The 11,789-nt window shown below is 31.8% G+C and carries 17 protein-coding genes and 2 pseudogenes; all 19 read left to right on the plus strand.

What is annotated here, in order from left to right:
* Nucleotides 1-2: 2 nt before the first annotated feature.
* A pseudogene (locus OCV57_RS10150) lies at nucleotides 3-278 on the plus strand (polymorphic toxin-type HINT domain-containing protein); the annotation flags it as partial.
* On the plus strand, nucleotides 253-576 hold the full coding sequence (locus tag OCV57_RS10155) for a hypothetical protein (protein ID WP_267301427.1): 324 nt from the start codon (nucleotides 253-255) through the stop codon (nucleotides 574-576). The pseudogene OCV57_RS10150 and the gene OCV57_RS10155, both read left to right, overlap by 26 nt.
* A 19-nt stretch (nucleotides 577-595) precedes the next feature.
* Entirely contained in the window at nucleotides 596-931 is a 336-nt protein-coding gene (locus OCV57_RS10160; protein ID WP_267301429.1) for a DUF6572 domain-containing protein, read from the plus strand.
* A 436-nt stretch (nucleotides 932-1,367) separates the two neighbouring features.
* Nucleotides 1,368-1,784 (plus strand): tetratricopeptide repeat protein, encoded by a 417-nt coding sequence (locus tag OCV57_RS10165; RefSeq protein ID WP_267301430.1) that lies wholly within the window; start codon nucleotides 1,368-1,370, stop codon nucleotides 1,782-1,784.
* A gap of 128 nt (nucleotides 1,785-1,912) precedes the next feature.
* Nucleotides 1,913-2,593: an HINT domain-containing protein gene (locus OCV57_RS10170; RefSeq protein ID WP_267301432.1), complete on the plus strand. Its 681-nt coding sequence runs from the start codon at nucleotides 1,913-1,915 to the stop codon at nucleotides 2,591-2,593.
* A 12-nt stretch (nucleotides 2,594-2,605) separates the two neighbouring features.
* A complete protein-coding gene (locus tag OCV57_RS10175) occupies nucleotides 2,606-3,112 on the plus strand; it encodes a hypothetical protein (RefSeq protein WP_215650091.1) in 507 nt (168 codons plus the stop codon).
* The gene (locus tag OCV57_RS10180) at nucleotides 3,105-3,605 is read left to right on the plus strand and encodes a hypothetical protein (protein WP_118160541.1); all 501 of its coding nucleotides are present in this window, start codon (nucleotides 3,105-3,107) and stop codon (nucleotides 3,603-3,605) included. Before OCV57_RS10175 ends, OCV57_RS10180 begins: the two co-directional genes overlap by 8 nt.
* A gap of 265 nt (nucleotides 3,606-3,870) precedes the next feature.
* Nucleotides 3,871-4,827, plus strand: a complete 957-nt coding sequence (locus OCV57_RS10185; RefSeq protein WP_267301435.1) for a hypothetical protein — start codon at nucleotides 3,871-3,873, stop codon at nucleotides 4,825-4,827.
* The gene (locus OCV57_RS10190; protein WP_117925355.1) at nucleotides 4,824-5,075 is read left to right on the plus strand and encodes a hypothetical protein; all 252 of its coding nucleotides are present in this window, start codon (nucleotides 4,824-4,826) and stop codon (nucleotides 5,073-5,075) included. The genes OCV57_RS10185 and OCV57_RS10190 overlap by 4 nt, the downstream gene beginning before the upstream one ends.
* Nucleotides 5,076-5,226: 151 nt before the next feature.
* Nucleotides 5,227-5,835, plus strand: coding sequence for a hypothetical protein (locus tag OCV57_RS10195; RefSeq protein ID WP_267301437.1), 609 nt, complete (start codon nucleotides 5,227-5,229; stop codon nucleotides 5,833-5,835).
* Between the two features lie 22 nt (nucleotides 5,836-5,857).
* Nucleotides 5,858-6,739, plus strand: a complete 882-nt coding sequence (locus tag OCV57_RS10200; RefSeq protein WP_267301438.1) for a leucine-rich repeat domain-containing protein — start codon at nucleotides 5,858-5,860, stop codon at nucleotides 6,737-6,739.
* Between the two features lie 23 nt (nucleotides 6,740-6,762).
* Nucleotides 6,763-6,942 (plus strand): hypothetical protein, encoded by a 180-nt coding sequence (locus OCV57_RS10205; RefSeq protein WP_267301440.1) that lies wholly within the window; start codon nucleotides 6,763-6,765, stop codon nucleotides 6,940-6,942.
* Nucleotides 6,943-7,179: 237 nt separating this feature from the next.
* Nucleotides 7,180-7,620 (plus strand): annotated as a pseudogene (locus OCV57_RS14405) (DUF6973 domain-containing protein); the annotation flags it as partial.
* A 46-nt stretch (nucleotides 7,621-7,666) separates the two neighbouring features.
* Nucleotides 7,667-8,119 (plus strand): hypothetical protein, encoded by a 453-nt coding sequence (locus tag OCV57_RS10215; protein WP_267301441.1) that lies wholly within the window; start codon nucleotides 7,667-7,669, stop codon nucleotides 8,117-8,119.
* Nucleotides 8,120-8,262: 143 nt separating this feature from the next.
* Nucleotides 8,263-9,543: a hypothetical protein gene (locus OCV57_RS10220; RefSeq protein ID WP_267301443.1), complete on the plus strand. Its 1,281-nt coding sequence runs from the start codon at nucleotides 8,263-8,265 to the stop codon at nucleotides 9,541-9,543.
* 16 nt (nucleotides 9,544-9,559) lie between these two features.
* Complete coding sequence (locus OCV57_RS10225) at nucleotides 9,560-10,042, plus strand: hypothetical protein (RefSeq protein WP_046442056.1); 483 nt, start codon at nucleotides 9,560-9,562, stop codon at nucleotides 10,040-10,042.
* Nucleotides 10,043-10,173: 131 nt separating this feature from the next.
* A complete protein-coding gene (locus tag OCV57_RS10230) occupies nucleotides 10,174-10,521 on the plus strand; it encodes a hypothetical protein (RefSeq protein WP_195551407.1) in 348 nt (115 codons plus the stop codon).
* 3 nt (nucleotides 10,522-10,524) lie between these two features.
* A complete protein-coding gene (locus tag OCV57_RS10235; protein ID WP_267301448.1) occupies nucleotides 10,525-11,064 on the plus strand; it encodes a hypothetical protein in 540 nt (179 codons plus the stop codon).
* Nucleotides 11,065-11,371: 307 nt separating this feature from the next.
* Nucleotides 11,372-11,789 (plus strand): DUF5104 domain-containing protein (locus OCV57_RS10240; protein ID WP_267301450.1); only part of this gene is annotated, 418 nt, incomplete at its 3' end.

Genomic DNA, 11,789 nt, shown 5'->3' on the forward strand with positions numbered 1-11,789 from the left:
TCTATGTAAAAAATCAAGGCTTTATCAAAGCAGGAGAACTTGCAGTCGGTGATGAATTGCTTGACTCAAACAAAAACATTCTTTTGGTTGAAAATTTTGATGTCGAATTGACAGGCAAGCCTGTTACGGTGTATAATTTTCAAGTAGAGGATTACCATACATATCACGTTAGTTGTTTTGGTGTGTTGGTGCATAATGCAGAGTATTCTCCAGAGAAAATGCAAAAAATAAAAGCAAGGCAAAAAGCTGGTCATGAATACGAAAAAAAATCAACATGAAAAATTAAAACAAAAAAATCCAACCGCTGAAGCTCAAGTTAGAGTTAAGCCAATAGACGATAGCGGGAACGCAATGTCAAAAGGCGGCAATTATCTTGATGATTTGTACATCAATGAGCAAGGACAATTTGAAATAAACGAATATAAACTAGGACCAAAATCGCCTTACCAAAAGAATCAAATATCTAATGGTTTCCCAGAAAAAGCAACTAATAAGGATATGATGATTACAAGCGGTTCTCATACGGGAGAAATACTCCCTAAGGGAACGAGAGTTAATACATATAGAAAAGAATAAAATGAAATAGGTGAAATAAATGGCTATTACTGATAGAGATGTTGTAGATAGTGTTGCTTATGAAGATAGCATCCTCCTTCTTCAACTGTATGATCATCTTGATTTTGAGGGTGAGTTTGAAAAAGATCATATGTTAATGTTGCAGGATAAATTAAATACATATATATGGTATATTGATAGTAAACAATATCAAACAACATATCCTGGTAAGGATTTCAAAAAATTTCATGTGAAAATTTTTTTTATGCTTGAACCGTCTTGTCTATGTAAAAGATTTATTGCACATGTAAACGGTAAGCTATTAAGTTCAAATATTACAGTAGAGTATGTTGTTGATAAAGACGATGCTGATTAAGATATAGTATTAAATCCTATTTTTGAACCTTGTATATAAGGCACATAAAACTTTTCGTCTTACGATTAATTGTGAAATGTTTTTTTGCTGCCAATTATCAATTCTGTAAAACTTAAAACTATTTACAGGTTGATAAGAATGTCTGTAATCAGAGGGAAAAATCAGGAATAATAAAAAAGAATTTCTTGCAAGTGATGGCAATTGGTATCCGATTGAAAAAGCAGATATGGCTCACATAAAAGATGCAGTTGTTTGGTGGAATGAAAAAGGCAGATTTTATGGTGCAAAAGCCCCAGAAGTGAGAGCATTTATGTTGGATTCTAATAATTATTATTTAGAATTATATAGTATTAATCGATCTCAAGGTGCACACCTAGGTACTTATTTGCCCCCAGTGACCACATAAAGTTATAAATGTAAGTAAAAGGAGATTTTTATGGAATTGAATGATTTAGTTTATAAAAAAATTGTTAAGTTAAGTGAACAAGGCGACGAATTAGCGGATAATTTCAAACATGATAAAGCAATTCTCAAATATGAGCAAGCGCTAAACTTGTTGCCAAAGCCTATCTATAATTGGGAGGCAGCTACTTGGCTTTTTACTGCACTTGGAGACGTTTATTATTTAAATGATAAATATGAAACGAGTTTAAATTACTTCTTGGAAGCTGAAAAATGTCCTGACGGCTTGGATAATCCGTTCATTTATGTTAGAATTGGTGAATGCTTTTATGAGTTGAATAATTTTAAACAAGCACAAGATTACTTAATAAGAGCATATATGTTAGATGGTGAGGAAGTTTTTTCGGATGCGGATCCTAAATATTTAAATTATATTAAAGCATTAATATAATACCCATTGAATCAAAAATTCTGTTTGGCGATAATTGGCTGAGTGACTTTAATGCGGCTTTGCATGAGAGTTCTATATACAATATAGCTCAGACGACTATAGCAAGTGTAGCTGTTTTTACCGGCGGAATGAACAGCGGATTTAACAAGGCAGCTAACAGTGCAGGAGTTAAACCGTCATATTTTGTGGCAGGAACGCTTGTCATGGCGGTTGCCGGAATGGTTGCTATAGAAAAGATAAAGTCAGGAGATAAAGTCATTTCAACAGACCCTGAAACAATGGAAACTTCTCCGAAAACTGTTCCTGAAACCTATATAAAAGAGGTAACAACGCTTGTTCATCTCAATGTGAACGGTGAAGAAATAATCACTACAGTTGACCACCCGTTCTATGTAAAAAATCAAGGCTTTATCAAAGCAGGAGAACTAATAGTTGGTGATGAACTTCTTGATGTAAACGGAAATGTTCTTTTAGTTGAAAATTTTGATGTTGAGTTGACAGAAGAACCTGTTAAGGTGTATAATTTCCAGGTGGAGGATTTTCATACGTATCACGTTAGTGGCTTTGGTGTGTTGGTACATAATGCTGGGAAAGATTATTCTAGACGCGAACGTATGGGTAGACAAAAAGGTAAATCTCCGAGAGATCAGAAAAAACAACAAAAACAAGTTAAAGCAATAACACGTGAGTTGAAAAGACGTGGTGTGCCAGAAAATAAGATAAAAGATAATATACATGATATATTACATGACGAAGGCATGGATTATCAAGAAGCACTAGAAGAGGCTTTGAATTATTTTGGAGTATAGGTAGGAAGTACAATGACTTTATCAGAAAAAAATACAATAACGGAATGCATCAATAAAATTAAAGGTGCGAAAAGTATAAAAATAGGGAGAGCAGCTGATTTAGTTTGGATTGCCATGAAAGGAATTGATGGTAAAGATTATGCACTCCATATGCAAACTTTTTTTAGATTTTGTAATATCGAAGAAGTATTAATTACTGATATGGATAAATATCAGCCAATATCACCAATGACCGAGACTGAAAATTTTAATTGGGATGTAAAAGGTAATAATTTATTTGACAAATGGTGCGATGATTTCAACAAAAATTTTTCAGATAATATTGTAATTAAATCTATTGAAATAAACAATTTTGGTGATCTTAAAATTAAATTTAGTAATTCTATAACATTAAATGTTTTTGTTGATACAACTTCTAATGATGAGTGTTGGCGTTTCTTTGTATGGCATGGAAAAGAAAGACATCTTGTTATAACTGGCAGAGGGATTCAATGTCGGGAGGATAATGTTAGTGAATAAAAAAGAGAGAAATTATATTTCAGAAAGACTTCAAGTACTTGTTGGAAATAAGGTTGCTGATATTAATAGAAATCATGGGGACATTTGGATTGATTTTGTTGATGAGCACGGTAAATGTTATATATTATTAATGCAGACTTTATTTAGAATATGTGACAATGAAAAAATTTTGGTTACTGACACAGACAAATATAATAAATTGGAATCAGAAAGTGATGATGATTTATTTGAGTGGGATGTTAATGGTGCAAATATATTTGATAAATGGGTTGCCTCTAACAAAAACGATTTACTTAATAACCTTATTGTTCAAAAAGTAAAAATCACGGAATTTGGTGATTTGGTGATTATATTTAATAAAAGTATCACATTGACTGTATATTTGGAAGTTACAAACAATACAGAATGTTGGAGATTTTTTGAAAAAGGTAACGATGAGAAATACGATTTAATTGTTTTAGGAGATTGTATTAACGTTGATTTGCTCAATTAATGTTATTTGAGATAGGATACAGACTATACTTAAATACATATGGTAAAAGATTTCAAATTTAAATAAATAATGTAAATTACTCAATCGGATATCAAATTTGTAAAAATAGAATAACGGAGATGTAAAAATGCCAAGCAACCAAGAAAAAGTTTCACAGCTTTTAGATACTATTAGGAGTTGTAGTAAAATACAACTGTATAAACTCTGACTATTATTGAGAGCAAAGACGATTTTTACGACGAGTACTACTACATGAAGCCCGAATGTGAAAAAAGCCGTTGGGAGAAATTCAAAGACGGCTGCAAAAAAAGTCGGAGAGTGGTGCAAGGAGCATTGGAAAGAGATTCTTATCACAGTAACAATTGTAATAGGAGCAGTATTAGCTATAGTTGCTGTTGTTGCCACTGGCGGAATGGCTCTTGTGCCATTATTAACCACTGTACTTACAACGTTTGGAGTTTCTGCAGGTCTTGCTACAACAATTACAACGATAACTAGTCTTTCTGTTGCCTCAATAGCGATACTTTCAGCTTTTGGTTCAGGTACATTAAATATACTTGACACATGGTGGAATATTGATGATTCAGTTTTTAATACATTTCAAAATATATTAAATTGGACAAGTACAATATCGAATTGTTTTTATTCCATTGGTTCTATTTATAGTAGTGTAAAAGGAATTTCAAATGCTGATTTAAGAAATTATGGAAAGCAATGGACAACTAATCCTCAATTTCGTTCAGCCATAAGCGGTGCAAGTGAATATAATTTCACACTTAAATCTGATTCGTCAACTTTCTGGTCTGGAATTGGAGATGAGGGTATATGTAACGGAGATCAAATAGCGGCAAATTGTGCGGATAAAATGGGAAGATCTATTTTGGAAACAACTCTTTCATCGAAGGGTATTGAACTTCCAAATTGGGATGTTTCCAATCCTTCTACAATAAGCGCATGGAATAGTGCTTCTTCCTCATACGCAATGCATTCTTCAGGGAATGTGGAAGCGTTACTCGGAAATACTGTTCGACCAACCAGTGTATGGAATGTCTTTGAACGTACTATTTTAAGAATAAATCCTAATGTAGTAAATATCACAATATATACGCCTACTGCGGTTAATGTGATTACGCATACTACTCAGGTTGGTTCACTAATAAGGAGTTTGTTTATAGGAACTTCTCAAACGGGAATATTATTAAATGATTGGAATAAAAAATGAAAGAAATTAAAATTACAGGTACGAAATGGTATGTCGATATTGAGTACAAAGAGAATATCGCAAGATTTGGTGGGGAAATGTGCGTAGATGGTTTTTATGCAACAGTAAATAGTATATCTTGGATAAAACATCAAGAATATATCGAGAAGAATGAATTGACTGAACTTATCAAAGCGGTGCGAAAGCAAGATAAGAATAGTTCATTCAAAATTGAGTTTGTAAATGATGATGGAAGCGAATATAAATAATATTTGCTGGATTTTTTATCGGGTAAAAGAGTGGTTTATGAGATAAAATAATGAAGTATTTGTAAAATATAGAATAGATAAAAATTCTATTGCTTTATGGGCTTCGGACATTAATGAAAATATTTCCGATGTTGTGACTATTGACTAAAATGTGGCTGATGCTATTGTTTTTGCAATTGCTCTAAATGTGCAACATGGTTCTAATTATGAGAATATTGAATTACATTTTGGATTCTCACGAGAAGAGGGAAATCTTTTTAATGGGGAAAATCCTCCAACTGTTGAAGAGTTTAAAAGGAGAGCAAATGAATTGGGTTCGGAGGTTATGAAAGATTTTGTTCATGAGGCATTACAGTATGTTGAATTTAACGATAATTTAGACATTGTGGATTTTGCTAATGGAAGTACTGATAGAATGATATCCTATAGTGGAGATATTATTTCGACAAGGTATGACGATCAGGATTTTTTATCTGATATTGATCCGAATAATATACAGTATAAATTTGAGAAAAGTAACAGTAATTTTCTCAAAGTTCAACAGGAATATAATAAGGCTGTAATGGATGGCACAATCAATCCTAAATCGGAGTTCGTATTAAATAATGGTGGTATTGATCAAATTCGCAATAATATAAATTACGATGTTAAATCTACTTTGGGTGCTTATATTGATGGTGAATTTGTAGGAGAAAAAAAGAAGAGAGCCGATAAATATAAACAGCATATTGATGCCTTTATAACATTTTTGCAAGATTAACGTAATGAGGGATTTGTTTATAATGAAACATAAAACTATATTTTCTACGATGATAATTATTACTTGTATTCTTATAATATTTTTTGCTATTGTAATAGGTTTCGGAATATGGTTCTTAAACAGTGATAATGAAACAGAAGCTGATTTACAGTGGAAACGAAAAACCATTAACGACTGTATTAATCAAACAAGTCAGAATTATGATGAGATACGTGAGTTGGTTTGTGATCCGGGTTCTGATGTTGCACTTTTGGGACACGTTTATGATTTGCTCAGCAAATTAACGAATCTTGAAACAATTACTATTGTCGGAATCAGTGACGCTTCAGATGCACAGAACTTTTTTGAAGAGTTAACTAAACTAAAAAAATTAACTTCTGTTAATATTGTAGATTCACCTATTGGTTCAATAAGAAAGCTGGCAGATATCAGAAGTCTATCAAGTTTATGCATTAGATCTAATCCTTATGGGGGTGCTCGTTTTAAAATTGACGATATTGACTTGCTCGGAACAGAGGGAAGTTTCAAGAATTTAAAATCGTTGGAATTATACGATGTTCAAATTGAAACCTTACCGGATTTATCCGAATTAACGGAATTGAAATCACTTTCAATTTCAGGAGCTGATTTTACCAAGCTGGATGATGAAAGTGTTAATTGGGAGAATATTGTATCCCTCAATATAAATTCTACAAATATACACTCAATAGATAAAGAAATTATAAATAGACTTTATAATCTAAAAGCTTTAGATGTTTCTTATTGTAATATTACAGACATGAGCTTTGTGTTAAACTTACCAAAATTAGAAGAGTTCTCATATTTAGGACATGATACTTATGGAATTGATTTGAAATGCTTAAATGAACATCCAAATTATGATGAAGCTTGGATGAAAGATTAAAAAGTTTAATAGAAGATAATGTTATGAAAGTAATATCAATTGAATATCCAACTCCGTTGAAGAATTGTAACATAAAAAATGATAATATTGATGTTTTTGTCAAACTGGAAAACGGAAATAAATATTGCATTACTGTTGCAACAATCGATTGGATAAGCGATCATGTGGGAGAAAGGCATTTACCAAGCGGATCACCTGATTAATAGTTAAAGAATTACAAAATCAGTTTATTGAAGATGCTGTTAAAGAATACTCAGAAGATGACGCATACTGGCTGCGGGTATTCAGTATGTCTTATGGGAATGAAGTTCCTGATTGATATAAACTTAAAACTTTATGACAATCAATATCAATCTTAGAAATAATCAATCGTGATAAAATATTTAATTATGCTTTAACTTTTATTCAAATGTTTTGAAGATAATGATGCTCAAGAAGGATCAGAAGTAAATGCTTTTCGACACACTTTTTGGATTTCAATTATAACAAGTAAGTGGGGAGAGAATATAGGCTTACAAGCTGGTAATGCTCATGAAAAAAATCAAAACGTTATTCATGAAATCAAAGATATATACTCACATAAGTTTAAAACTTTAAGTGATGCTGATCAAGCAGTTGATTTGTTAAACAATGTTATTGGACGGAAAATTGGAAAAACAACATCAATTGATAGTACATCCAAAGATATAGCAAAAAAAGTATTAGATTACTATTATACAAATGGATTAAATATTGTGAAGGAAACTGATGATGGATATTATGTGACTGTAAAAGAACGACATTCATACGAACGATACAAAGATGATTTAATTATATTGGAAACACTTGATGAAAACGGATTTCCACCAGATAATAAATACTATAATAAAAAAGGTGATTGAATTGGTCAAGAAATATATTAGAGTAATTTTGATTGGAGTATTGTGTATGGGAGTTATACTGAGCACTTTTTCAATAATAAATTATCGTCATTCAAAATCGTTAAAGGATAAAATTATAAAAAAATGTAATGATGATACCGAGATTATTATACATATGTCTGATTTTACTGGCTTTGAATGGGATAAGTGTATTGTATATGGACCGTCAACGCAAACGAAAGATATATGTGATGCATTTGATATAAATTATAATACATATCTCGATTTAAATTATGGGATTATTTTCCTTAATAATAACAATGTTACTTATGAAGAATTTTTCAAAGTCTCAGATCATGATTTTACAAATAAAATTCCAGAATTTATTATTTATCCATATAGACAAAACGAAAGTACGCAAGTAAAATATGCAAGTTTTGAAAAGGATGAAGCGGAGTTTAAATGTATAAAGAAACATTCTGATAATGGCTATTATTATAGGCTTTACCCTATTAATTAAGTCGACATCGCACAAAGACTTTGTGTTACACTTGATTTTAAATAAGAGCATAAAGTGGTAACAAATGATCCAACGGCAACAACGGCTGTATGTTGGTGAGCAGAATGGTATGCGTTTTTGAAAACCAATTAAGGTGAGATGAGATGGAATATTTATTATTTGAAATATTGTATCGAGGATTAAACTATGAGAAGATGCGAATCACTAAACACATAAAAAGCAAACAGATAATTGAACTTAGAAAACACATGCCACTATTGAAAATGGTTTTGCACCTTGTCAATGCTATATACTATAAATTAGGAAATGATTATTGCAAAGCAATAAAAAATAACATTACATCAATAATAAAAATTGATCCTGAATATGCCGTAAAATATTATCACCCTTTATTTATTAATGATAATGCTGATTTGAAATCACTGAAATCAAAAGTGCTTTCCATAGATGAAAGCATATGTGATGTTGATGATGTTATCAGCTCTATAAAATCATCAACGCAGACCCAAGAGGACAAAATTGAATCACTTAAGTCATTGAAAGAAAATATTAGTGAATACATTTCCGATGTTGTGACTATTGACCAAAATGCGGCTGACGCTATCAATAAAAGCAAGAATGACTTTTATGAAAAATATGAATACTTAAAACCGGATATTGAAAAAAGCTGGTTGGAAGAGAAATGGGATAGTGCTTGTGAGTGGTGCAAGGAGCATTGGAAAGAGATTGTTGCAATTGTTGTAACCATAGTCATAGCGGTAGGTATTATTTGTATATCGGTGGCTACATTCGGAGGAGCTGCAGTTGCGTTAGCCGCACTTGTTGGTGGTATATTAAGTACCGTTGGTCAACTTGCAAGTAATATTGTCACATACGCTATCACCGGAAAGTGGCAAGGTTCAATATTAGATTATTTGGGGGCATTTATCGGAGGAGCTGTAGGTGGCATATTGATGATTAATCCTGCAGGAACAAGTTGCTCTGCCTTAATAGGTTCGATTTTTGGTAAAGCAGGTGTAGCATTAGCGGTTGATGCTTTTGTTTCCACAAGTCTAACCGAAAATTTCAAAAATATATTTGGAATTGAAAATAAAAGTTTTACTGAAATTTCTCTTGATATATGTGGTTCAGTTGTATTTGCATTTATTTTAGGAAAGGTATTTGAGGGACCTACAAAAGCAATTACTCAGAAAATGGCTAATAAGTTCTCTGGAATACAAGCTTTTGAAAGACTGGTGGGTACACATAGTTATTCAGCAGATTTTGCACGTCAAATAACCAGAGCGGCTAATAAACAAGTGCCTTTTAAATTTGATATTTTTAGCAGATATTTCAAAACTCTTCGCAATGGTCTTGTGGGTGGATATATAGAAGGTTTTTTTGAGAATATTGGTCAAGGCGGAATTGATGCAATAAAAGATTAAAGGAGTGAACTGTTGATTGAGAACTAAAAACAATTATTTTGAGATTAGACATAATGGATATGTCTTACTGTTTTTAGTAGCCGTACTTTTTTCTTTTGTAATTATACTTGAAATAATTGATTTTGTAGAACACTCTTTTAAAGCAAATTGGTTTATGTATATAGGATTACTTGTTTTTTGTGTTTTGCTTTCTTTTCCTGTATTATTCACTACTCTGAAAATTAAAGTACGAAAAGATGAAATAATGGTTGTTAAAACCTGCGGTATCCGAATAAAAATAACAACTGATGAGATAAAAAAAGTTACTATTATAAAACCGGATACAGTTGATCAAAAAACCAATATTGTTACACGAATAAAAGTATATGCGGGTATACGAAAGTTTTACGTAGACAGCAAAATGAAAAATTATGATAAATTCTTGTATTTCATAACAGAAAATGTTGATGACCAAATAATAGAATATAAGGTTAATTGGATTACAAAATCTAGATCTTAAAAATTGTAATCAGCGTTTGCAATGTTGACGATGTAATTAGTTCTATAAAAGCGTCTACACAGACTCAGGAAAATAAGATCGACGCTCTTGATAATCTCAAAAAAGATGTAAATGAGTTTGTTTCTGATGTTGTGCGTATCGACGGCGATGTCGCTGATGTTATTAATAAGAGCAAGAATGACTTTTATGAAAAATATGAATACTTAAAACCGGATATTGAAAAAAGTTGGTTGGAAGAAAAAGTAGATAACGCTTGTGAGTGGTGCAAGGAGCATTGGAAAGAGATTCTCATCACAGTAACAATTGTAATAGGAGCAGTATTAGCTATAGCAATGGTAACAAGTGTTTCAAAGCTAGCTAATTTTGGAACTAGCAATCAATTATTAATTAACATTCCAAGAACTTTTGAATTTACATCAGGTTTATCAGGTCTATTTTCATTAAATGGAAGCATCATCAATTGGTTAAAGGAGAAGTGATAATTGAAAATGCATATGGAATTTGTAACAGTAGGCAAAGCAAGTAGCGATAAAATTCATGTAAAATATAATGATAAAATAGCAACATTTCATGGAGAAATAGGAATAGATTATTTTTTGGTGCTTGCTAATAAAATAGAGTGGTATCCAAATAAAAAAGCAACAATTAATGAAAAAATAGAATTGATGACTATAGCAAACAAAACCTTTTTGGGTGAGAAACGGTTGTATTTTATAGCAGATGATGCAATATGGTTTGATTGGAAATGTTATCCATTAATTGTTATAGAAAATAATATTATAAAATCAATGAAAATATCATGTGTTTGTGAAGTACTAGCTGAAGTTGATGAGTTTAACGATATTTCCGATTTTTGTTATCTAAAAAAATATATTGCTGAATTAAAAAAAGCAAAGAAACTTTGTAAAAAACACTCCATTAATAAGTATGATGGTTATGGACATAAAAAATTTTATTATAAGTGTACAAAATGTAGAAGTGTTTGGGCTTTAACAGAACCTGACGGCAATTTTAACGGTTGATTGGAAAAACTATAGGTTTATAGCTTTATACACGATAAAATATATGATCAATTATATTTCCAATCAAAAGTGTGGAATTGAAAAAATAAGCAGTAAAATAGCGGAATATATTTTACGTTTTGATAGTGCTGATAAGAGTAAGTACGTTTTTTTTACGATAAGTATGAATACTTAAAACCGGATATTGAGGATGGAGGATGGCGAGATCATGTATGAGGCTTTCAGAGATGCGACTGACGGAACTGCATGGTGGTCATTCTCAGATGAGACTTATACGGCAACATTAGACTGGAAGGAGAAACAATAAATGAAAAAAGTCATCAGCCTTATTTCGAGCTTAGCATTGGTGATATCTCTGAGTAGTTGTGCCATTAAAGAAACGCCTATCATAAACGGTGTTGAGTATAAATACAACGATCAGTTCTACGCAGATACGGTAGATCAATTATTGACATACATAGACGATGGGGATAAAGACGGCGTAAAATCCTTACTGTGTAACGGTCTGAAAAATTCAGATGGTATTGACGCTGATATACAAGCGCTGATTGATGGATTTGAAGGCGATATAATTCGCACGACAGAGTATGAAAAGGATACTGTGAGCGCCAGCTCTTCAGGAAAAAATTATACCAGTGCTTTTCTTTCCAGATCATTTTATATTATCACGGATAAGCAAAAATATGGGGTATATATAGCAGTTTGTCCCATCGATGAAAAGCATG

It is taken from the genome of Hominimerdicola aceti, from assembly GCF_025567495.1.
In the GTDB taxonomy this organism is placed as follows: domain Bacteria; phylum Bacillota; class Clostridia; order Oscillospirales; family Ruminococcaceae; genus Hominimerdicola; species Hominimerdicola aceti.